Origin of the sequence: Niastella vici (assembly GCF_002077945.1) — a bacterium.
In the GTDB taxonomy this organism is placed as follows: Bacteria; Bacteroidota; Bacteroidia; order Chitinophagales; family Chitinophagaceae; genus Niastella; species Niastella vici.
Genome location: NZ_LVYD01000001.1, coordinates 385,683 through 407,584, shown reverse-complemented (window position 1 = coordinate 407,584; position 21,902 = coordinate 385,683). Strand labels below are relative to the sequence as shown.

At 43.8% G+C, this 21,902-nt stretch carries 20 protein-coding genes; 11 read left to right on the top strand and 9 right to left on the bottom strand.

The window, feature by feature from the left end; all coding sequences use genetic code 11:
- Window positions 1-25: 25 nt before the first annotated feature.
- The 3 genes from zwf to A3860_RS01860 form a co-directional block, all read right to left on the bottom strand.
- The gene (gene zwf / locus A3860_RS01870; protein ID WP_081144827.1) at window positions 26-1,555 is read right to left on the bottom strand and encodes a glucose-6-phosphate dehydrogenase; all 1,530 of its coding nucleotides are present in this window, start codon (window positions 1,553-1,555) and stop codon (window positions 26-28) included.
- Between the two features lie 37 nt (window positions 1,556-1,592).
- Entirely contained in the window at window positions 1,593-3,011 is a 1,419-nt protein-coding gene (gene gndA, locus A3860_RS01865; protein WP_081144826.1) for an NADP-dependent phosphogluconate dehydrogenase, read from the bottom strand.
- A gap of 340 nt (window positions 3,012-3,351) precedes the next feature.
- Window positions 3,352-3,801, bottom strand: a complete 450-nt coding sequence (locus A3860_RS01860) for a c-type cytochrome (protein ID WP_081144825.1) — start codon at window positions 3,799-3,801, stop codon at window positions 3,352-3,354.
- Window positions 3,802-4,288: 487 nt separating this feature from the next.
- Here A3860_RS01860 and A3860_RS01855 point away from each other — a divergent pair, with 487 nt between their 5' ends.
- Window positions 4,289-4,609 (top strand): RNA recognition motif domain-containing protein, encoded by a 321-nt coding sequence (locus A3860_RS01855; protein ID WP_081144824.1) that lies wholly within the window; start codon window positions 4,289-4,291, stop codon window positions 4,607-4,609.
- A 105-nt stretch (window positions 4,610-4,714) separates the two neighbouring features.
- Here the strand turns inward: A3860_RS01855 and A3860_RS01850 are convergent, their stop codons facing one another.
- The gene (locus tag A3860_RS01850) at window positions 4,715-5,167 is read right to left on the bottom strand and encodes a sensor histidine kinase (RefSeq protein ID WP_081144823.1); all 453 of its coding nucleotides are present in this window, start codon (window positions 5,165-5,167) and stop codon (window positions 4,715-4,717) included.
- Between the two features lie 299 nt (window positions 5,168-5,466).
- Complete coding sequence (locus A3860_RS01845) at window positions 5,467-6,195, bottom strand: DUF72 domain-containing protein (protein ID WP_081144822.1); 729 nt, start codon at window positions 6,193-6,195, stop codon at window positions 5,467-5,469.
- Window positions 6,196-6,284: 89 nt separating this feature from the next.
- Here A3860_RS01845 and A3860_RS01840 point away from each other — a divergent pair, with 89 nt between their 5' ends.
- The 4 genes from A3860_RS01840 (at window position 6,285) to A3860_RS01825 (ending at window position 10,206) form a co-directional block, all read left to right on the top strand.
- A complete protein-coding gene (locus tag A3860_RS01840) occupies window positions 6,285-7,505 on the top strand; it encodes a TCR/Tet family MFS transporter (RefSeq protein ID WP_143773898.1) in 1,221 nt (406 codons plus the stop codon).
- 8 nt (window positions 7,506-7,513) lie between these two features.
- Entirely contained in the window at window positions 7,514-7,885 is a 372-nt protein-coding gene (locus A3860_RS01835; protein ID WP_081144820.1) for a YccF domain-containing protein, read from the top strand.
- 297 nt (window positions 7,886-8,182) lie between these two features.
- On the top strand, window positions 8,183-9,460 hold the full coding sequence (locus A3860_RS01830) for a M23 family metallopeptidase (protein ID WP_081144819.1): 1,278 nt from the start codon (window positions 8,183-8,185) through the stop codon (window positions 9,458-9,460).
- Window positions 9,461-9,642: 182 nt separating this feature from the next.
- The gene (locus A3860_RS01825) at window positions 9,643-10,206 is read left to right on the top strand and encodes a porin family protein (RefSeq protein ID WP_081144818.1); all 564 of its coding nucleotides are present in this window, start codon (window positions 9,643-9,645) and stop codon (window positions 10,204-10,206) included.
- Between the two features lie 69 nt (window positions 10,207-10,275).
- Here A3860_RS01825 and A3860_RS01820 read toward each other — a convergent pair whose 3' ends face one another.
- Both A3860_RS01820 and A3860_RS01815 read right to left on the bottom strand, forming a co-directional pair.
- On the bottom strand, window positions 10,276-11,775 hold the full coding sequence (locus tag A3860_RS01820) for a hypothetical protein (protein WP_143773896.1): 1,500 nt from the start codon (window positions 11,773-11,775) through the stop codon (window positions 10,276-10,278).
- 31 nt (window positions 11,776-11,806) lie between these two features.
- A complete protein-coding gene (locus A3860_RS01815; protein WP_081144816.1) occupies window positions 11,807-13,954 on the bottom strand; it encodes a S9 family peptidase in 2,148 nt (715 codons plus the stop codon).
- Window positions 13,955-14,089: 135 nt separating this feature from the next.
- Between A3860_RS01815 and A3860_RS01810 the strand changes: the two genes are divergently transcribed.
- Complete coding sequence (locus A3860_RS01810) at window positions 14,090-15,115, top strand: 2-oxoacid:ferredoxin oxidoreductase subunit beta (RefSeq protein WP_081144815.1); 1,026 nt, start codon at window positions 14,090-14,092, stop codon at window positions 15,113-15,115.
- A gap of 26 nt (window positions 15,116-15,141) precedes the next feature.
- Window positions 15,142-16,218, top strand: a complete 1,077-nt coding sequence (locus A3860_RS01805; protein WP_081144814.1) for an acyltransferase family protein — start codon at window positions 15,142-15,144, stop codon at window positions 16,216-16,218.
- A 710-nt stretch (window positions 16,219-16,928) separates the two neighbouring features.
- Here A3860_RS01805 and A3860_RS01795 read toward each other — a convergent pair.
- On the bottom strand, window positions 16,929-17,816 hold the full coding sequence (locus A3860_RS01795) for a cupin-like domain-containing protein (RefSeq protein ID WP_081144812.1): 888 nt from the start codon (window positions 17,814-17,816) through the stop codon (window positions 16,929-16,931).
- A 166-nt stretch (window positions 17,817-17,982) separates the two neighbouring features.
- Here A3860_RS01795 and A3860_RS01790 point away from each other — a divergent pair, with 166 nt between their 5' ends.
- Entirely contained in the window at window positions 17,983-18,594 is a 612-nt protein-coding gene (locus tag A3860_RS01790; protein WP_081144811.1) for an L-threonylcarbamoyladenylate synthase, read from the top strand.
- Between the two features lie 45 nt (window positions 18,595-18,639).
- The gene (locus A3860_RS01785) at window positions 18,640-19,242 is read left to right on the top strand and encodes a GNAT family N-acetyltransferase (protein WP_081144810.1); all 603 of its coding nucleotides are present in this window, start codon (window positions 18,640-18,642) and stop codon (window positions 19,240-19,242) included.
- A gap of 189 nt (window positions 19,243-19,431) precedes the next feature.
- Here the strand turns inward: A3860_RS01785 and A3860_RS01780 are convergent, their stop codons facing one another.
- Window positions 19,432-20,031 (bottom strand): ribonuclease HII, encoded by a 600-nt coding sequence (locus A3860_RS01780; RefSeq protein ID WP_081144809.1) that lies wholly within the window; start codon window positions 20,029-20,031, stop codon window positions 19,432-19,434.
- Between the two features lie 87 nt (window positions 20,032-20,118).
- Here A3860_RS01780 and A3860_RS01775 point away from each other — a divergent pair, with 87 nt between their 5' ends.
- Both A3860_RS01775 and A3860_RS01770 read left to right on the top strand, forming a co-directional pair.
- Window positions 20,119-20,751: a Crp/Fnr family transcriptional regulator gene (locus A3860_RS01775; RefSeq protein WP_081144808.1), complete on the top strand. Its 633-nt coding sequence runs from the start codon at window positions 20,119-20,121 to the stop codon at window positions 20,749-20,751.
- Window positions 20,752-21,027: 276 nt separating this feature from the next.
- Window positions 21,028-21,822, top strand: a complete 795-nt coding sequence (locus A3860_RS01770; RefSeq protein WP_081144807.1) for a sulfite exporter TauE/SafE family protein — start codon at window positions 21,028-21,030, stop codon at window positions 21,820-21,822.
- Window positions 21,823-21,902: the final 80 nt, after the last annotated feature.

Genomic DNA, 21,902 nt, shown 5'->3' with positions numbered 1-21,902 from the left:
AGGGACAAGCTTTATGATAATTATATTATAAGTGTGCCTGTACGCCCTGGTGCGCAATAGGTAACGTGATCCAGTTGCGGCCATCACGGGCAATAAGTGCTTCCGCATCTTCGGGTCCCCAGCTGTCGGGTGAATAGTTGGGGAAATCGACCGGGGCTCTGCTTTCCCAGGCTTCCTGAATGGGCATTACTACTTTCCAGGCAGCTTCAACCTGGTCGCTGCGCATGAACAGGGTAGCGTTGCCTTCCATTACATCGAGCAACAGGGTTTCATATGCTTCGGGATCATCATCGCCGTAGGTGTCTTTATAGTTGAAGATCATATCAACCGGGTTCAGGGTCACCGTTTGTCCGGGGCGTTTTGCCTGGAACCGTAAGCGGATGTCCATTTCGGGTTGAATACTGATGGTAAGCCTGTTGGGCCTCCAGGTAAGCGCTGCTTCGGGTGGGAAGGCAAAATTAGGCGCCTGTTTGAACTGGACGGTAATGATGGTTGACTTTTCGTGTAACCGTTTACCGGTACGTACATAAAAAGGCACATCCTGCCAGCGCCAGTTATCAATATAGAACTTTACCGCAGCGAATGTATCGGTTGGTGAGGCGGGGTTTATTTTATCTTCATTGCGGTAACCGGGTACTTTTTTGCCCTGCAGCCAGCCGTCGGAATACTGTCCGCGCACAGCATATTTATGCACTTCTTCCTTGCCGTATTTGCGAATGGCGTTCAATACATCAACCTTCTTATTGCGAATTTCATTGGCGTCAAACGATACGGGGGCTTCCATGGCCACCATGCACAGCAATTGCAGAATATGGTTCTGCACCATATCGCGCAGGGCGCCGGAGCGCTCATAATAATCTCCGCGGTTTTCGAGGCCAACGGTCTCGGCAGCGGTTATCTGAATATGATCAATATAATTCCGGTTCCAGATGGGTTCAAACAATGCATTGGCAAAACGGAGGGCCAAAATGTTTTGAACCGTTTCTTTACCCAGGTAGTGGTCAATACGGTAGATCTGGGTTTCGTCGAACATGGAAGTGAGCAATCCGTTCAGCTCATGGGCACTTTTAAGGTCATGACCGAATGGTTTTTCCACCACAATACGGGTGCATTTGGTATCGTGGCAAATATTTAACGGGCCCAGTTTGCTGGCGATCTGCGGCACCAGGTGCGGCGCCACCGACATATAAAATATAACGTTGGGGTGTTCGCCAAATTCCTGTTCCTTTTGTTTTACGATGTCGGCGATCTTCTGGTAATCGGCATCATTGCCTACATCCATTTGCAGGTAGGAGATATTTTTAGAAAATTCCTGCCATTTGCCGTTTTGATCGCCTTTGCGGCGGCTGAACTGCTGAATACCATCGAGCAGATGGCCTCTGAACTTTTCATCGGTATAGGGGGTTCTTCCAATGCCTACAATATGGAATTTCTCAGGCATCCAGCTATCGATGAAAAGGTTGTATAAAGCGGGTGAAAGTTTGCGTTGGTTTAAATCGCCACTGCCTCCAAAGATGAATAGCAAAGAGGCTGGCGGACATTTATGGTTTGTCATATTCTGAATTGAGATATCTTATTTAAGCTATGATCAATTATTTCTTACCCCACGCTGTATGGAAGGTGCCTTCCTGGTCAATACGCTGGTAAGTATGCGCGCCAAAATAATCGCGTTGTGCCTGCAGCAGGTTTATAGGCAATTGCTTGCTGCGGTAGGTATCGAAATAACTCAGGGCGCTCAGTAAGGCCGCGGCCGGTATGCTGTGTTGAATGGCCATCGCCGCCACTGCGCGAAGACCCGCTGAGTTGTTCTGCAATATTTTGGCTACCTGGGTATCTAATAACAAATTCGACAGCTCAGGGTTCGCTTCAAAAGCATTTCCAAACACGGGAAGCAGGGCCGAGCGAATGATACAACCGCCACGCCAAACGCTTACTACCTTAGGCATGGGTATCTGCATATCGAGGTCGGTACCGGCTTTATGCAATTGGGCCAGCCCCTGCGCGTAGCTGATGATGGTGGCAAACAGCAGGGCATCGTGCACCTGTTGAATAAATTGTTGTTTGGGTACCCCAATCAGGCTCGATGTTTCGGGGTATAAAGCCGAGGCCTGTACCCGCTCGCTTTTTAAAGCCGACAGGTTACGCATGGTAACGGCCATATCGATGGTAGGAATGGGAACACCCAGGTCCATGGCATCTTGTGAGGTCCATTTACCGGTGCCTTTTGCGCCTGCTTTATCGAGGATCATATCAACGAGGCGGTTGGGCGTTTTATCGTCTGGTTGTAAAAAGATGTCGGCAGTTATTTCAATAAGGAAAGAGCGCAGATCGCCCTTGTTCCAGGTATCAAAAACAGTGTGTAATTCATCGTTGCTAAGACCAAGACCGCGATGCAACAGATCGTAGCATTCGCTTATCAGTTGCATAATGGCGTATTCGATGCCATTGTGCACCATTTTAACATAGTGACCAGCGGCGCCTTTACCCAGGTGGGCAACGCAGGGAACCGAATCAACTTTGGCGGCAACCGCTTCGAGCATGGGGCGAACATGGGGATATGCTTCGGGATCGCCACCGGGCATAATGCTGGGGCCGGTGCGGGCGCCCTGTTCACCGCCTGAAACGCCGATGCCCATGAAATGAATGCCTTTTTGCTGCAGATAGGTAACGCGTCTTAAGGTATCGGTGTAGTGACTGTTACCGCCGTCGATGATGATATCGCCTTTTTGCACCAGGGGCAGCAGGCTTTCAATTACATCATCAACCGGTTTACCGGCGGGTACCAGCATCATGATCTTGCGGGGAACTGCCAGCAGGCTGATCATATCCTGTAACGAACCAACGCCCTTTACGGTAGTGCCGGCGGTGGCATCCGATTCAAGAGCCGAAGTTTTCTGGTTGTCTTTGTCGAATCCGATTACTTTAAATCCGTGATCGGCCATATTGAGCAGAAAATTTCTACCCATAACGCCAAGGCCAATCATACCAAAATCAAATTGTTGTGCGCTCATTGCAAATAGATAAGGTTGCAAAAGTAGGCAAATTGCAAATAGGCGGGCGGGGAATAGGAAATTTGAATATTATCAAATATTTAGGCGCGATGTTATGGCTGCTGTGGTCAGTCAAACCATTATTGCGGCAAACGTTTGGTTTTTTCTAACGTAAACGATTGCGGGAAAGGCAATTGGGAGGAATTTTCGGTGTGGTGAGCCTGTTTATTAATTTAATTATGTGATCGCCAGTGATTCACCATTCACCCCTGACCACTCACCAAAAACAAACCCCATTTGCCGGAACGTACAAATGGGGCTGTAAATAGTTTATTATCCGTATGTGGAATGTTATGTAGCGTTACTGACCGGGAGCTGGCGGCGGTGGAGGCGGCGCCTTTCTTTCTTCTTTAGGGGCCGTTACTTCAGGATGCGCTTTTCCATTATGACAGGTCATACAACCAACCGGTGGTATGGGGTTTTGATCGTCCTTTTTATAATGGAAGAATTTTTTGTTAATACGGGTGGTCATGCGCATCATATCGCGGGCAGCATTTTTTTCACCTTTTTCATCGCTGGCGAAATCCAATTTTTTCGGATTGTCTTTTTGGGCGGCATGGCAGAAATTACACCTAACGCCCAGCGAACTGTTGAACTGATGCATCACGCTGTCGAGTTCATCGTGACTGATGTTTTTCGGTAATACTTTCAGGTTTTTGAACGTAGGATGGTCCGGAGCACTGGCCGCAATGCCCAATACTACCAACGCAACTAAAGTGCCGGCAACCGTAATTTTCTTTTTAAAGAACATAGGCAGATTTGTTTTAGCTATTGAAAATGGGTTAAAAATGAATAATACAAGATACAGGATTCAGACCACAAGACAAGGAGCGGTTGTAATTGCTGATTTTGAGATTTCGAGATTTTGGGATTTGCCCGGATTTGAAATTTTCGATAAATCGCAAAAATCTCTAAATACCGAAATCTCTAAATATCCCGCTTTCTGCCTCTTGCCTGTCACCCCTACAACCACGAACAATACCCGGTAATTGTTTGTATTATTATTAGATGCTTTAAAATAAAAATACCTGCGTTAGAATAATTTAACGTACCGGTGAACATAATAATCCTTGTTTTTCAACGCGAATAAAGTATCTTTGCGACCACATTTGAGTGATAACGCACATGGTAAGTGAACGATATATCTCGCTACGCATTTCTGCTAATAGTTGTTAGTCTTCCTTTACTCCCTGCTTTACCTCAGATCCATTAATAATTTTTAAATTTTAGTTAGTAGTATGAACATTTATGTTTCAAATTTAAGTTTCAATGTAACTGATGATGATTTGGAAGGTTTCTTCGCTGAGTATGGTGAAGTTTCTTCTGCCCGTGTAATCACTGACAAATTCACTGGCAAAAGCCGTGGATTTGGATTTGTTGAAATGGCTGATGATGAAGCTGCCAGAAAGGCAATTGCTGAACTGGATGGTGGCAGAGTAGAAGGCAGAGAGATCAAAGTTGCTGAAGCTCGTCCTCGTGAAGAGCGTGGCAGCAATGGCGGCGGTGGTGGCGAAAAACGTTCATTTAGCCGCAACAACAGCTACAATAATCGTTATTAATCCTTCTGGATTTACAATACAAACCCTTCCTGATATTTCGGGAAGGGTTTTTTTATTAACCGGAATTGAGCTGAAAAAAATTGAATGTGTTTACGTGAAAAACTTTTAGCAAACGGTTTGAACCGGTGTTGCCATAGAAAACGTAAGCGTAGTACCCTCGTTGTGCTGATTGTAGATACTGATATTGCCGCCTAATTGCCGGGCAGCCTGCACCACGTGCGAAAATCCGTTTGATACAGTACTGTAGAAATAAGTGCCATTATTACGAACACGGATCTGCACCCCTTCCTTAGTACAAACAGCCTCAACCCTGATGCATACATTTTCAGTACCATTAATTGCACCGCTTAACAGGTTGCCCAGCACATAGGCCAGCAAATTCTCATCGGCCTGCAGGTGAAATGTTTGGTCGATGTCATTAATAACAAAACTCTTTTTACCGGTAACAAGCGGTAAAAGGCCTACCATTAATTGATCGATCAGCCGGTGGAGAGGAACAGGTTCAGTTACGGTTTGAGTAGCTATTACGGGGTGAGTGAATTGAATCAGGCTTTTCATACAACGGGATTTTCATTGAACGTAAAAATGATCCATAGGGTACAATTAAAATCTAAATAACAGTACGGATTGTAAATATTCAGAACCTTAACCAGGACTTGTATAAAAATTGCGTAGCAAATTAACGAACTTAAAATGTTAAAAAGACAATTGAGGATATCTTCTTGTTAATTTCTTAGCATAAATCAAGAGTGGCCAATACATGGTTTCATGTAATGCATGATTTTCATTATTTATAATTCATTACATAGGATACTTCAGGATCACTACATGCATATTCCGGCAATCATAAAATTTTATTACGTTATCAGTTGTTGTACAAAGCGGGCATTTTGAATGGCGGCAGTTTGTGCGGTGTTATTAAAGTAGAGAAAAGCCTGTTTGGTTTGTTTAGCATTTTTTATAGCAGTGACGACCTGTTGTAAAAAAGTTTCATCGTATGAAGAATAATATAACTGCGGTACGCCATGAAAGCGATAATAAATGGTATCGGTATTACTGATCACTTCATTTGGTAATTGCGGATGACTGATGCTGCAAAAGCAAATATGATGTTTTGACAATGTTTCATATACCTCCGGTTGCCACCAGCTGCTGTGCCTGAACTCGACCACATTGGTAAAAGCGGGGTCCAATTGCTGTACGATCTTTTGTAACAATGCCGGTGTACATGTTAACTGCGCCGGCAACTGAAATAATACACAGGCTAATTTTTCCTGCAGTCCTTTTTGAATAGTATCATAGAAATCGATCAGCAATGGTTCGCAGGCATCGAATTTTTTGTAGTGGGTAACCAGGCGGGGTGCTTTAACGGCAAATGAAAAATCGCCAGGCGTTTTTTGATACCAGTTTTGCAAAAAAGACAATTGTGGGAACCGGTAAAAGGTAACGTTCAGTTCAAGCGTATTAAAATGCCTGGTGTAATGTTGAAGCCACAGCCGTTGCGGCAATCCTTTGGGATAGAATACTTCTTTCCACTCTTTATAATGAAAACCCGAACATCCGATATGCCATTGCAGGGTGCTCATTTATAAGGGTTGTTTTAATTACATATACTTAAATAATTATACCACCTTAGTTAAAAAAAGCCTGTTACTTTGCAGCAACTTTTATGAGTATGAAAATTGGCCGTTCTGCTGCATTGAAATTTATATTCGTTACCATACTGGTAGATGTAATTGGCTGGGGATTGATCATACCTGTAATGCCAAGCCTCATCTCAGGACTCAAACATATACCTATAAACGAGACCAGCAAATATGGTGGATGGTTATTAACTGTTTATGCCATTATGCAATTTGCAATGGCACCTGTTCTGGGCGCGTTAAGCGATCAGTATGGCCGCAGGTCTGTATTATTGTTTTCCTTGTTTGGTTTTGGTATCGATTATTTGTTTATGGCCTTTGCACCAACCTACGAATGGTTATTTGTTGGCCGCATTATTTCGGGCATAACAGGCGCCAGCTTTACAACAGCCTCTGCCTATGTTGCCGATATCAGTGATAGCGAAAACAGGGCAAAGAATTTTGGGATGATAGGCGCCGCATTTGGGCTTGGTTTTATTATTGGTCCGGCCATTGGAGGTCAATTGGGCCGTTGGGGTGTACAGGCTCCATTTATTGCAGCAGCCATTTTGTGTTTGTTGAACTGGTTGTATGGATATTTTATTTTGCCTGAATCACTCGATAAAAAACACCGCCGGGTATTTGAATGGAAACGTGCGAATCCCTTTGGTTCGCTGGTGCAGTTGAAAAAATATCCGGCTATCAGTGGATTGATCCTTTCAATGGTGCTTATTTATATTGCAGCGCATGCGGTGCAAAGTAACTGGAGCTATTTTACAAAGTACCGGTTCAAATGGACTGATAACATGATCGGTTATTCGCTCAGCCTCGTGGGAGCACTGGTTGCTTTTGTACAGGCGGGGTTAATACGTAAAGTGCATCCCCTGTTAGGGAACGAAAGAAGCATATATATTGGATTGGTTTTCTATTCACTGGGTATGTTCCTGTTTGCTTTTGCCTCCGAAACCTGGATGATGTTTGTATTTCTTGTTCCTTATTGTTTGGGTGGCATTGCAGGCCCGGCATTGCAAGCCACTATATCGAGCCATGTGCCGCCCAATGCACAAGGTGAATTACAGGGTATACTTACCAGTTTGATGAGCCTGACCTCAATTATTGGACCTTTGCTAATGACCAATCTTTTTTATTATTTTACAAAAGAATCGGCTCCGGTTCATTTTCCCGGTGCGCCTTTTTTTCTGGGAGCTGTGTTGATGTTGTTGAGCGCGGTTTTCGCGTACCGCACCTTATATAAAGAAAAACATTCAATTTAAGTAGCAGCATGAATTTTCTCGGTAATATCATCTGGTTGCTTTTTGGCGGTTTTGTCGCCGCAATGGGATACATAATCGGTGGTTTTATGTTATGCATTACCATAGTTGGCATACCCTGGGGTTTGCAATGCTTTAAACTGGCCGGCGTGGTGTTATGGCCTTTTGGAAAAACAATTGTTCCCAAAGAAGGGGGAACAGGTTGTTTGTCGTTTTTGTGCAATATCATCTGGCTGTTAACCGGCGGATTATATACTTCTCTGATCCACCTGGTTTTTGGCGCCCTGTTCTTTATCACCATTATCGGTATCCCGTTTGCCCGCCAGCATTTTAAATTAATGGAACTTTCCCTGCTGCCTTTCAGCAGGAATGTGGTAGGTTAAAACAGCAACTTCAATGTTAATTCATTTCTAAAAAACGGAAATGAATAAATAAGCTACTGCCCGAGCCGTTCTTTTATTATATTGAGGTAAGAACGATATGTGCCGGAGGGGTATTACCGTATTTTTACGATTCTAATCAACAGCCTGCCAAATATAGCGGTAGGGCATATATCATGCTTAATTTGCGACTGTAACTGCCTGACTTTAAAATGAAACAAAAAAGTCATATGTCAAAACCACGCCGGGCATTGTTTTTGCGCTAACATGCCGCTTGACAAAACCGGCATTTAAACATATATGTTTACACACAGGGATTGGGGCATTGCTTTTTCACTTATGGCCATACTGATCGTGGCGGTAATTGTATTGAGTAGCCTGAACCTTTCTTTGCCGGGCGAAAAAGCACCCCAGGCAAAAAGAGATTCAGCTGTTATTGTAGTTCCGCGCCGGTTCGGGCTGGCCCTCGATTCATTTAACGTTACAGAAAGCGTTATTCAAAGAAATGAGCTGCTGAATTCCATTCTGGAATTATATAATGTCGACAGCAATACTATTTCCAAACTGCAATCAAAATCGAAATACGTTTACGATGTGCGTAAAATGAAGGCCGGTGCACAATACACCGTTTTTGCTTCAAAAGATACCACGCACAAGGTTTGTTATTTTGTTTACCAGCCTAACGCTGTTGATTATGTACTGTATGACCTGCGCGATTCGGTGACCGTGTTAACCGGCAAGCGGCAGGTTACTGCCCGGCTCGAAACGGCTTCGGGCATCATCAACGGATCGCTGTATGAAACATTTCAAAAATCAGGGATCGATCCGGCGCTGGCTATGAAGCTGGCCGATCTGTACGCATATACAGTAGATTTTTACAGCATTCACGATGGTGATTATTTCAAGATCTTATACGAACAACGGTATATAAAAGATGAACCGGTTGAAACAGGCGCCATTCAATCGGCCGTGTTTTCACATGTTGGTGAAAAATTTTATGCCTTTTATTATAAACCCGACACAACCGAAGCAGGTGACTATTATGATGAAAAAGGTAAAAGTTTGCGTAAGTCCTTTTTGAAGGCGCCGCTTAAATTCAGCCATATTACTTCGGGTTATTCATTAAGACGTTTTCATCCGGTACAAAAGAGATGGAAAACACACCTGGGCACCGATTATGCAGCGCCTGAGGGAACGCCCATTATTGCCACAGGTGATGGGGTAGTGATTGAATCGGAATTCACCAGCAACAATGGTAATTATGTTAAGATAAAACATGATGATACCTATACCACCCAATACCTGCATATGACCAAACAGGCTGTGCGGGCGGGGCAAAGCGTACGCCAGGGCCAGGTAATAGGTTATGTGGGAAGCACCGGGTTAGCTACTGGTCCGCATGTGTGCTATCGTTTCTGGAAGAATGGTAAACAGGTTAATCCGTTGCAACAAACATTTCCCCCCGAGGTACCATTACCTGATTCTGTAATGACCCGGTATGCTGAATATGTTTTGAAACAACAGCAGCAACTGAACACAGTCAATATGGGTGTTGTACAAACCCTTTCAATGAACTAATAGATCTTGAGCAGCCCCGGCAGAACATCGGGGTTGCTGCTTTTTGGCCCCTCTCATAGTACGTGCAATTCTTCAGCCACCATTTTATCTTTTTTATGGAATTGATTAACAAGCTTGTTACATATTAACCTGTAATCTGGCATAAGCTTTGAAAATTAGGAGGTCAATAAACACCTTCAAACATGAAAAAGTATGTTTTAGCCCTTTCTTTGATTTGTATAGTTGCAGTAAGTGCACGGGCACAAAAAATAACACCAGGTATAAAAGGCGGTCTTAATATTGCTGACGTTAGTGGTATAAACGGTGATAACCGGTTGAGCGGTCATGTAGGATTGTTTTTACATAGCCGCATTGATCCCCGGTGGGCCATTCAGCCCGAATTGCTGTATTCGGGCCAGGGACAGCAATACATGGTGTTAAACCATGAGTATACATTGGCGCTTAGTTATATTCAGGTGCCTGTCATGTTCCAGTTTTATCCGGTAAAACAATTTTACCTGGAGTTTGGCCCACAAATAGGCTTTTTATTATCAGCGAATGTGAAGGATGATAATGATAAAGTGGAAGTTGATGAAGATTATAAAAAAGTAGATGCAGGTATTGCCCTTGGCGCCGGCTTTCAGGTTACCCGCATGTTAGGCTTTTATGCACGTTACAATGCCGGCCTTTCTGATATTACAAAACATGATAACAGGGATTATTTTAACCGCGTTGGCCAGATAGGCGTTTCAATTAAGTTGAAATAAATTCATTAATAAAAATGCAGCATTATGACAGGTACATAATGCTGCATTTTTATTTTATAAGAGAAGGGCCTACTTATTATTGAATAAAGCCGGCACATCAACTGCCATGGTATGTTCTTCTTTTAATGCTACCTGTTTATTGAAGGCTTCCGCTTCGGCGTAATCGAACATAACTACCTCTACTTTTTTAGCGATCTCTTTATCGCGGGTTTTTTCATAAATGACCTGTTTAACGAACGGTACGGGCACCCAGTCCTTGTGGGTTAAAGGAACACCAAATTCATCGCGGTAATAATGCACATGAAATTTATCCTCGTAAAAATTCTCAGGTGGCCGCAGAAAGTAAACTTTATTAATACCCGGGGAATATTGTTTCTCCACATTCGCCCGCACCAGCTGGTATTCTTCCAAAATGGGTTTAAAGAAGTTGAAACGGAAATTATAAAAGCCCACGCCAACAAATATCAACATGGCTGCTACAGCAAAGCGATCTTTCCAGGAAGGAGCTTTGATCCATTCAAAGATCATATTCAACAGCATTAATGCCACTGCCATGTTTAATGGAAGCATGGTACGGTACGAAGAGAAATTTTCGGCAATTACCAATACCGGAATGTATATCAGCATTTGCAGTATAAACACTACTGCAAGGTATATGATCTTATTGGCAACCGGTTTATTGCGTTGCGTAGCGAACGTGTAAATAACCCATACAGCAATGGCTACAATATAAAAAGCCTGTGAAATGATGCTGTGTAAATTAAACAGGAAGTTAAAGCTGAATGCCTGTGCGGTAGGCACCCCAAAGAAAAATGAGAGCTTGCCCAGGATGTCGATGTGTAAATGCACCCGGTCCGATTCTCCTTCCCCCAGGATGTTTAAAAGTAATTTAAAGGAGCCGTAGTATACTGCTATAATTACAAAGAATGCGATAACACCGGTAATTAAAAAACGGTCGGGTTTTTCATATTTCTTACTGGTAAAATGCAGGAAGAAAGGGATCAGGAAAAAACCGATACCCATTTGGTAGGTAAATAAGGAGATGAGCCCTAATACCAGTACCAGCAATTGCATGGGTATGGGAACCGCCTGAATTTTATTGTGTTTTTTCAGCTGTGCATATAAAATATGTCCGCTTAACAACCCGGCTATAACTGTAAAAAAGATCTCAAAGCAGGTGCCGCCCCATCCGTTGGCGATGGCAACAGTAAGGTTACAGGCAAGGTATACTGCACTGATCAATACCAGCCGGTTATCGATTAAATTAAAGCGCGCCCATTGCATGGCCACTTTCACATAAATACAAATGGCCACTACCCAGCCTAACACAGAGATGATCCTGGTTAACCTTACCGCGTCAATAGTATTTATTGAAGTAAATACTTTTTCCATAAAGAGGCCGCCGATGAATCTTCCATGTATTAGCCAGATGTTCCAGGTGGCGCCTTTTTCATTATACCATAATTGGTGAAAGTCGTCGAGGTACGCAAAATTAGCCTGGAACAAAGGGTAAAAGATAACCAGTAATACCAAAACAGGTAAGCCGTAAAGTAGTAGCTTGTTATTCACTAGGTGCTGTATTTATTAAGCAATATGCATTTTATTTGATCCATCTTTCAAAAAATTCCCAGGTACGCAACATTTGGTCAATACGTTGCCGGTTATCGCCACTACGGGTAAGTTCATGGGTACCATTAGGGTGCCGTACGTATTCAACAGGGCGGCCCAGTACTTTCAGGCTGCGGTACAGCATTTCACTTTCAACAAAACCGGTGCGCCGGTCATTATCGCCATGAAAGATAATATAAGGTGTTGTAATATCCTGAACGTAGGTCATAGGCGATTCGCGTTCGAGGGTGGCTTTGGCAGCAGCTTCCCAGGGATAGCCGCCAAAATAATTGGGCACCAGCCGCCAGGCGTTGCCTTCGCCAAAAAATGTGCTTAAATCGTATACTCCCCGTTGTGAGCAGGCTGCTTTGAACCGGTGATCGTGGGCAATGATCCAGGCTACCAGGTAGCCTGCATAAGACCCGCCGGTAACCATCAGTTTCGAAGTATCGGCCCATCCTTCGGCAACGGTTTTATCGAGGGCGGTTAATACATCACTGGTTGGGCCTTTGCCCCAGTTGTTGATATTGGCCCGCAAAAAGTTTTCGCCATAACCGCCACTGCCACGGGGATTGCAGTAAACAACACCATAGCCCTTATTGCAAAAGAACTGGTATTCGTGCCACATGCTGCTTTCGCCGGGGCCCCACATCGCGGAAGGACCGCCATGAATCTCCAGCAGCAACGGATATTTTTTGCCGGGCTCATAATTGGCCGGTTTCATTACCCAGTATTCAATCGTCATTCCCTGTTCATTGGTAAAGGTCTTCTTTTCAGGGAATGATAGTTGTTTGTTCTGAACCCAATCGTAATTAAAGCTGCTGATACGTTTGGCATTCTTTGCATTGGCATCGGCCAGGTACAGTTCAAAGGGATTGGCCACTTCAGTCTTTACGTATACCAGTTTATTATTCGCAACATCAAAGCTGCCGATACCGGCATTGTAGTCAGTTAACTGTTCAACCTGTTTGGTTTTCATATTCACCTGGTAAAGTGGAATACCTCCATTGCTGGTTGAAGAGAAGTAAAGGTATTTTTCATCCCTGCTCCACACCAGGTTACCCTTCGACCGGTCGAACGGAATGAGGATCATATCTTTTACCGAACCATTTAATGGCATAATGGCCAGTTGCGGGATCTTTACGAACGACACATCGCTAAACTGAAAAGCCAGCCATTTGCCCAAAGGGGAAACGACTGGTGAGAAATATACTTTTTCTTCTTCACCCAGCACCTTATGAAACTGGCTTCCATCGGTATTGGCAATAAAGATCTCATTTTCCAGCGAGCGGTTGGGGTGCTCCAGTGAATCTACATCGCCCGAAAGAACAAGCTGTTTGCCATCGGGCGTGAAGTCGGCCGAATTAAAATTGTAAAACCCGTGGGTTACAGCTACAGGTATTTCGCCCGCTTTGGCGGTAGTTATAAAGAAATGAGTGAAGCTGAGATCGCTGTTGATGTTTTGCTCATCCTGGAAATTCAATTTAGTGATCACCCGGGCCTTTTTATCGGCAATATTGTTGTCGAGGTACGCCCTTACTTCATCGAGGGTGCCATCGGGATTGGCTTTTGCCGTAGCGGGTTTCAATTGTTCGTTCTTTTCAAAACCCGGTTTTTCAATTGGCCAGGTGGGAACTTTTTTGTCGGGGTTTAATATGGAATCTTTTATAAGGTCGGCCAGGGGAATATTGGCGGCAAACAGCAACTGTTTTCCATCGGGGCTCCATTTGGGTGTGCTGGCGCCATATTTATATTTTGTCAGCTGCATGGCTTCGCCGCCATCGAGGGAAAGCAGGAAGATCTGTGATTTTCCATCAACGCCGCGCACAAAGGCCAATTGCCGGCCGTCGGGGCTCCAGGCAGGTTGAACGGAATTTTCTTTGGTGGTCAGTTGCCGGGGAGCCGAACTGCCATCAGTTAAAACCATCCAGATCTGGGTCACATATTTATAATCCCATTTATTTTCTGCATCATTTTCAATGGCCGTTACCGTAAATGCGGCTTTGCTGCCATCGGGCGAAAGGGTAACATTGCCGATGGATCTTATTTTAAGCATATCTGTAACGGTCACAGATTGTTTGTTTTGTGCTGCAACTGAGATAGTTAGGAACAGGCAAATAGAAAATACAAACCTTTGCATGCGTCGGTTTTTTAGGCGTTGAAAATACGAATTCAGCAACATTTGGCAACCCCGCCTGCGTATTAACAGTTCGCTCCATTAATTATCCTTGTTCATTGTTGGTTATTCCGATAATTTTGCATTAATTCTATATCTATGAGTGAAAATACAGCTCCTGTCCTCACCCCAAAAGATTTTGCCACCGATCAGGAGGTGCGCTGGTGCCCCGGTTGTGGCGACTATTCCATTTTGGCGCAAGTGCAAAAGATTATGCCGGGTTTGGGAATTCCAAAAGAGAACATTGTTATTATTTCGGGTATCGGTTGCAGCAGCCGTTTCCCTTATTATATGAATACTTATGGTATGCATTCGATCCACGGCCGGGCTACCGCTATTGCCAGTGGACTGAAAGCTTCCCGCCCCGAACTGAGTGTATGGATCGTGACCGGCGATGGCGATTCGTTGAGTATTGGCGGCAACCATACCATTCATTTATTACGCCGCAATTTTGATGTGAATATTATGCTTTTTAATAACCAGATCTACGGGTTAACAAAAGGCCAGTATTCGCCAACATCAGAAGAGAACAAGGTGACAAAGTCAACCCCGTATGGCAGTATCGATCATCCCTTTAACCCGCTGGCACTGGCCATGGGCGCCGATGCTACTTTTATTGCCCGCACTATGGATCGTGATCCCAAGCACCTGCAGGAATCATTGATCAGAAGCCATAAACATAAAGGCGCTTCTTTCCTCGAGATCTATCAAAACTGCAACATCTTTAATGATGGCGCATTTGAGGTGTTTACCGAGAAGGCAAGCAAACCCGATAACACCCTTTTCCTGGAGCATGGCAAGCCGCTTGTATTTGGCGCCAAACAGGATAAAGGCATCAAACTCGATGGGTTTAAACCGGTGGTTGTTGACCTCAACAATGGCACATCAACCGACGACTTGTGGGTACATGATGAGCGGGATTTTTATAAAGCACAGATCCTTGTGCGCATGTTTGATGATCCGCGCGCGCCTGAACACCTGCCACGTCCATTTGGGGTGTTCTATGAAACCGACCGGGCCTGTTATGAAGATGTGATGCAAATGCAAATTGATGACGTAGTGGCCAAAGGCAAAGGAAACCTTGACAAACTGTTAAGGGGCAAAGAAACCTGGACCATTGCCTGATCAACAGAAGACACCTAATTACCGGCGTGAGCATTTCAAAATCGACAGCACTGCATTCTTTTACCAAAAAGAACGATTCCAATATTGAATCCATCCAGATCATGCGGGGCATTGCTGCCCTGCTGGTGGTATTGTTGCATATATCTATTAAAGGCGGGCAATATGGTAATGGCGCATTAAGCGGCTTTTCAATTGGCGGGGCGGGGGTCGACCTGTTCTTTATTATTTCAGGTTATATCATGTGTGTGTCAACCATTGGCCGCCATTTGAACTTTCGCGAGTTCATGCTTCACCGCATACGAAGGATCATTCCGCTTTACTGGATCACCACCACTGTAGGGTTGATCATCTTTTTTTTGTGGCCTGAAATTGTAAATACATCAGGCGGCGAAACCACCATCTGGGCTTCCTATACTTTATTTCCCAACGGTAAACGATATCTTAATTCAAACGGGTGGACGCTCAGCTATGAGTTCCTCTTTTATATTCTGTTTGGCATACTTATTCACAAGGGAACTTACAAAGCCATACAATTATCTTCGGTTATACTAATAGTACTGGTTGCTGCCGGTGTGTTATTCTCTTACCAGGGGATAGCCTTTAATTTTCTGACCAGTAATTTGTATATAGAATTTATATACGGAATGGCTTGCTTTTATTTGTTCGACAGAAAGATCCTGAGGTCAAATACGGCACTGGGTGTAAGCCTTTGCATATTGGGAGCAGCGTTGCTTGCAGCAGAAGCGGTTTTTAATATGCCCAACCAGGAAGAAGGCCGGGGCTGGCTATGGGGCGTTCCCATGCTATTGGTATTTGCGGGTTTTTTATGTCTCGAAGGATTTATAAAAGGAAGTACATCCCGCCTGAAAAGATTGGCGTTCGAAGCGGGTAATTCATCTTATTCGTTATACCTGTTTCACCCATTTACCCTGAGTGCAACGGCCATTTGCCTGAGATGGCTGCAAATAGATAGCAATCCCTACCTGTTCACGGCCGTACTGTTTACGGTAACTGTAGCGGCAGGATACCTGGTTTATTTGTACGTAGAAAGGCCATTGGTGACAGTGAGTAAGAAGTTCTTTGCAAAGAAGCGGAGCGTTTGAAGAAATCATTATTTTTTTTAGATACAGCAGGCTTCAGCAATGAAGCCTTTATTATTTGTGATAGTTACAGACCTGTATAAAAAAAAGATGCCAGCGATGGATATCGCCGGCCTGTGCTTACCTCTGAAACCACAAAAAGAAAGAAGTTAAGCTATATGTTTAAATAAATTATTTAATGGAAGCTGGGGTTCAATGGATGATGGACAGACTGGATATATTTGGTAGAGAAGGTGACATCAGTGCATGCTGGCTGGAATGCCTTTCGCATATACGGGACAATCCCCTTCTACGGTTAGTAAATTAAAAGTTGGCTGCCAATACAGGAGTAAGAGCAGTTAGTTTCAGTTACTGGTACAATCTTTTTTTTGCAGTTTCTAGGCACAAAGGATCACCAACACGGTAAACAGAGATAATTAAAAAGGGTGGCGGACAATTTATGGTACGAACAAATGAATATCCGTACTTAAATAAAAACGTGTTTTATGATTTAAATGGAAATTGGAGGGTTAACGGAAATTGGATGGTTGGAAATCGGGAGATTGGATTAGTGTTTTGTGCGCTGCTGGGTGAGAATGTTAATTCAGCACATAGCCCGGTAAAAATAAAGACAGTTTTCTTAAAAATCAATATTTTTTTAAAATAATTTTAATGTCTGGTCCATAACTGTAAATTCTTAAGTTGGATCAAACTGTAATTAAAAAATCCATCATTTAGTGCAGGTCGGCTGCCACCAGTTCTTTTTCGGCGGCCTTTAAAAGACTTGTTTTTTTATACTCATACCACCATTTGGGAGCTGTTTTTTTCATCAGGGTATCAATATTCCGCATACCGAAGAGGTTCCAGGCACCTCGCAGCTTACCACTGATAGATGATTGTAACGCCCTCAGGCTCATAGCAAAACCACTGTCAAGATACTCCATATGATGCCAGTAACCCGCCGGCATGAACAGGGTATCGCCAGGGTTTAGGATCATTTCGTAACCCCGGGCCAGCTTTAATGCGGGGAACTGGGTATAATCGGGCCTGTCTTTTTGGTCATAATTCGAAAAATCGGCCAGGCTCAATACCTCAAAGGGCTTCCGGTACAGCTTATGTTGTTCTGTGAAGGGAAACAATAGTACTTTTTTGCGGCCGGCAAACTGGGTATGCAGAATGTGCGACATGTCTATGTCGAAGTGCATATGGGTTATGCTGGTGGCGCCGCCCACAAACAACATGGGATATTTTTTTACAAACCCTTTCATCAGGTGATCGGGCCAGGTGAAATCCTGTGTTAACTGGGGAGCATGATCAAAAATGTTGAAGAGAAAAATGCGCCAGCCTGCGGGTCCCCGGCTGATCATATCAATATACTCACCAAAAGTTTTGTAATCATCGGCCGTGTTAATGGGGGTATAGGCGTCGCTTTTTACGTTATTGTACAGGCCAACTCTTTTATTACCTACTATTTCTTTAAAATATGCCCAGTTCCATTTGGCATAGGCAGGCCAGTTATGGGCCAGGTTCGTAATAATAACTGGTTTCAATGGCAGATAGTAACACTGCTGAAACGCTGATGCGCTGATCTTTTCAACGCGGTCAACAGGTTGTAATTGCATGAAAGTAGTTTGCACAAATTTAATATTAAAATCATGCCCACTTCATAAAGGAGTAACGAATACATAAACGGCTTTAACATTTTTATAAATAAATACATGTGTGTCCCGGGCGCACATTTTGCCGTAATGGCTATGAGGCTACCATTAAAAAGTATAATTTGCCGTTATGTTGTTACATCTTCATCCTGAAAATCCACAACCGCGGAACATTTCAACCATTGTAAATGTTTTGTCGAAAGGCGGAATTATTATTTATCCTACCGATACTATTTATGGGTTAGGGTGCGATATCTTTCAACATAAGGCCATTGAACGTATTTGCCGCATTAAGAATATTGATCCGCAAAAAGCGCAGCTTTCGTTCGTTTGTTACGATTTGAGTGACCTAAGTCGTTATACAAAAAGCATCAGCACCCCATTATACCGCATGCTGAAGCATTATTTGCCGGGTCCCTATACTTTTATCTTGCCAGCCAGTAAGGAAGTCCCAAAAATATTGCAGAGCAAAAAAAATACGATCGGATTGCGTATTCCCGATAATAATATTGCCCGCACCATTGTAAAAGAACTGGGGCATCCCATTTTAAGTACTACTTTGCCGGGTACCATGGTTGAAGAATTTACCGACCCCGAGCTCATGCACGACAATTTTGAAAAGTTGGTTGATGTAGTGGCCGACGGCGGTATTGGCGGCATGGTTCCTTCAACCGTTATCGATTGCACGGGCGATGAACCGGTGCTGGTGCGCCAGGGATTGGGCGAATGGGCCATGGTTTGAAATGCCAGATGAAACATTTTATGAAAAAAGCTAGCTTGCATAAACATGAAGACCGATTACCAAAGATTCTTCCCCGATAATTTTACGCTGGAAACGCCAAGGGTTTTGCTACGGTTAATGACCCCCCAGGATTATGAGGTGTTTTTACCGCTTACCAAAGACAGGGAAACCTGGAAGTATTTTACAAAAGACCTTAGCGACGAACAGGAGCTCAAAGACTGGATGCAGCAAATGTTGAGTGAAAGGGAGCAGGGGCTAAGAATGCCATTTACCGTTATTGATAAACATACCCATGAAGTGTGCGGCAGTACCAGTTACCTCAATTTTTCTTTTTACGACAAACGTCTTGAAATAGGCAGTACCTGGCTGGGCCCTTCATTTATTGGAACCGGCATAAACCGCCCGGCAAAATTCGCTTTGCTGTCTTTTGCCTTTGAGGTCATGAAAATGGAGCGGGTTGAAATAAAGACCGATAACCTGAACGAACGTGCCAAAGCAGCCCTGTTAAAAGTAGGAATGATCCCCGAAGGAATTTTTCGTAGTCATATGCTGATGCATGGCGGCAGACGAAGGGATTCCATTTATTACAGCATTATCAGAAGTGAATGGGAAGAAAGGAAAGAGCATTTTTTCACGGAGATGATATAGGGGCATAAAAAAATTGATCCCATCCTGGTTTAGCCGGGACGAGATCAATTATCATCACATTTTACAAAATCATCTGTTAACTGTTAGTCTGCTATATACAAAAAGCGGAAGGCTGTAATAAGTAGACAATCAGCCCGCTGAAAGGTTTAAATACCCATAAAAAATGGAAGAAAAAGTCAGGTGCAGCTATTACATATCCAGTTCCAGCTGGTTGCTGGTGCAACTGAAGGAGCGGCGATGGTAGGGAGTTAAACCAAATTCCTCAATGGCTTTGCGGTGTTCGGCGGTTCCATACCCTTTATTGGTGATCCATTTATACTGCGGAAAATCGGGGTGCAGCTTCCGCATGAAATCGTCGCGGTAGGTTTTGGCCAGTATGCTGGCGGCGGCAATGGAAGCGTACTCGCCATCACCCTGTATAATGCATTTGTGCGGAACGCGTTTGTATTTGGTGAACCGGTTCCCGTCAATGATCAGGAACTTCGCTTTTGTCGTTAATTTTTCAATGGCCAGGTGCATAGCCTTGAAAGAAGCATTCAAAATATTGATACGGTCAATTTCTTCGTGATCTACCATGGCAACCTGGTAGCAAACCGCATTTTTTTCAATAAAACCTCTTAATTCGTACCGGTCTTCTTCGGAAACCTGCTTGGAATCGTTCAGTTTTTCGTGGTAAAACCCTTCGGGTAAAATAACCGCCGCTGCAAAAACCGGTCCTGCCAAACAACCGCGGCCTGCTTCATCGCAGCCGGCTTCAACGAGTTCAGTTTGGTAGAAGAGTTTAAGCAATTGGTTTTATTTGGCCCAAAAATAATGCATGCCCGTATTTAAATATTATTTATCAACTTTGTTTTTATACACACATATATTCCCATTATGGAATTAAGCACAATACCCCAGCTGTTTCCCGCTTTTGAAAAGGAGCTGCAACGTGAAATACAGGAACAGGGCGAGATCCGGTCGTTCAAATCGGAAGAACAGCTGATGCGTACCGGCCAGTATTTCAGGTCGACCATGCTTATTTTGAACGGACTGGTAAAAATATACCGGGAAGACGAGGAGGGGAACGAATTCTTTATGTACTACCTGCAACCAGGCCAGGCATGCGCCTTATCGATGGTTTGTGCGGCAGAACATAAACGCAGCGCCATAATGGCAAAGGCGGTGAAAGACACGGAAATTATCGCCATACCATTACAGTATATGGAAGAATGGATGGGAAAATATAAGAGTTGGAATCATTTCGTAATAAGTACATACCGCTCACGCTTTGAGGAGTTATTGACCACCATCGATCATATTGCATTTCGTGGCATGGATGAGCGGCTGGAGTTCTATTTAAAAAAGCACCAGGAAACCATGGGCGCCAACCTCATTACCATCAATCACCAGGAAATTGCCAACGAACTGAATTCATCGCGCGAGGTTATTTCGCGGCTGTTGAAGAAAATGGAGCAATTCGGAAAGGTGAAACTGCACCGGAATGCCATTGAAATTATTCAATTATAACCGGAATGTATTAAAGGCTGTTGAATGATCCCACTCATTGTTTTAATACAGCCTAATTTCTAACTTTAAGTGTTAGAAATCATTTTTTTGATGCCTTGTTTACAATAAACCATTTTTGACCAATATCGTCCTTATTGTGACCTTCGTCACCTATTGAATTTTTTATTTCCCGCACCTTCACCTAATGATTGCATGATGCAGTATGCCATTACCCGGTTAACTGTTACATGATCATTAAAACCTGTCTGTGTTTGTTTTACCGAATTATTTATTTACATGGAAATAGCCGGTTACTTAGCAGCCGTATTAATTGGCGTATCGTTAGGTTTAATAGGAGGGGGAGGGTCTATACTTACCGTGCCGGTATTTGTATACCTGCTTCATGTGCAGCCGGTACTGGCCACTACCTATTCACTATTTGTAGTAGGCAGTTGCAGTTTGGTGGGCGGCGCCCGGGCCTATTCTAAACAGCTGGTCAATTTTCATGTGGTGCTGTATTTCGGCCTGCCTTCCCTGTTATCGGTTTTTGCAGTTCGCCGTTTTTTGCTGCCCGTAATTCCTGATCATATAATTACGATAGGGGATCTGGAAATTACCAAGGGTGTTTTCTTAATGATATTGTTTGCCCTGTTGATGCTGGCCGCCTCCGTGTCTATGATACGGTCGAATAGAAAAACACCCACCCCGGCTATTCAAAAAGAACGCACCGGCGCACTTGTTGTGCAGGGCATGTTGATTGGCGCCATTACCGGTTTATTGGGTGCAGGGGGCGGATTTTTGATCATCCCCGCATTGGTGCTCATAAGCAGGTTGCCCATGAAAATAGCAGTGGGATCGTCATTGACCATTATGGCCATAAGTTCCTTCTTTGGTTTTTTCAGCACCCTGTCGCATTATACCATCAACTGGTTACAACTGCTCACATTTACAACGATCGCCGTATTGGGAATTTTTGCCGGAACCACTTTATCTGAAAAAATACCCGGACAGGCTTTAAAGAAAGGGTTTGGCTGGTTTGTAATGGCAACAGGTTTGTTTATCCTGGTGCGCGAGTTGTTTTTCCCGGGGTAGTTCCGGTTTGCCGTTAGTTTGCTTTGTGATAAAAGTCATACTCTGTTAAAACCATTATATAGAAATTGCGTTGATTATTT

Bases quoted from the DNA above. Each gene is read 5' to 3' on its own strand.
- A3860_RS01815 (WP_081144816.1), bottom strand. From the start codon at position 13,954: ATGCAAAGGTTTGTATTTTCTATTTGCCTGTTCCTAACTATCTCAGTT.
- A3860_RS01855 (WP_081144824.1), top strand. From the start codon at position 4,289: ATGAACATTTATGTTTCAAATTTAAGTTTCAATGTAACTGATGATGAT.
- A3860_RS01830 (WP_081144819.1), top strand. From the start codon at position 8,183: ATGTTTACACACAGGGATTGGGGCATTGCTTTTTCACTTATGGCCATA.
- A3860_RS01840 (WP_143773898.1), top strand. From the start codon at position 6,285: ATGAAAATTGGCCGTTCTGCTGCATTGAAATTTATATTCGTTACCATA.
- A3860_RS01850 (WP_081144823.1), bottom strand. From the start codon at position 5,167: ATGAAAAGCCTGATTCAATTCACTCACCCCGTAATAGCTACTCAAACC.
- A3860_RS01810 (WP_081144815.1), top strand. From the start codon at position 14,090: ATGAGTGAAAATACAGCTCCTGTCCTCACCCCAAAAGATTTTGCCACC.
- gndA (WP_081144826.1), bottom strand. From the start codon at position 3,011: ATGAGCGCACAACAATTTGATTTTGGTATGATTGGCCTTGGCGTTATG.
- A3860_RS01795 (WP_081144812.1), bottom strand. From the start codon at position 17,816: ATGCAATTACAACCTGTTGACCGCGTTGAAAAGATCAGCGCATCAGCG.
- A3860_RS01790 (WP_081144811.1), top strand. From the start codon at position 17,983: ATGTTGTTACATCTTCATCCTGAAAATCCACAACCGCGGAACATTTCA.
- A3860_RS01825 (WP_081144818.1), top strand. From the start codon at position 9,643: ATGAAAAAGTATGTTTTAGCCCTTTCTTTGATTTGTATAGTTGCAGTA.
- A3860_RS01835 (WP_081144820.1), top strand. From the start codon at position 7,514: ATGAATTTTCTCGGTAATATCATCTGGTTGCTTTTTGGCGGTTTTGTC.
- A3860_RS01860 (WP_081144825.1), bottom strand. From the start codon at position 3,801: ATGTTCTTTAAAAAGAAAATTACGGTTGCCGGCACTTTAGTTGCGTTG.
- A3860_RS01770 (WP_081144807.1), top strand. From the start codon at position 21,028: ATGGAAATAGCCGGTTACTTAGCAGCCGTATTAATTGGCGTATCGTTA.
- zwf (WP_081144827.1), bottom strand. From the start codon at position 1,555: ATGACAAACCATAAATGTCCGCCAGCCTCTTTGCTATTCATCTTTGGA.
- A3860_RS01845 (WP_081144822.1), bottom strand. From the start codon at position 6,195: ATGAGCACCCTGCAATGGCATATCGGATGTTCGGGTTTTCATTATAAA.
- A3860_RS01785 (WP_081144810.1), top strand. From the start codon at position 18,640: ATGAAGACCGATTACCAAAGATTCTTCCCCGATAATTTTACGCTGGAA.
- A3860_RS01775 (WP_081144808.1), top strand. From the start codon at position 20,119: ATGGAATTAAGCACAATACCCCAGCTGTTTCCCGCTTTTGAAAAGGAG.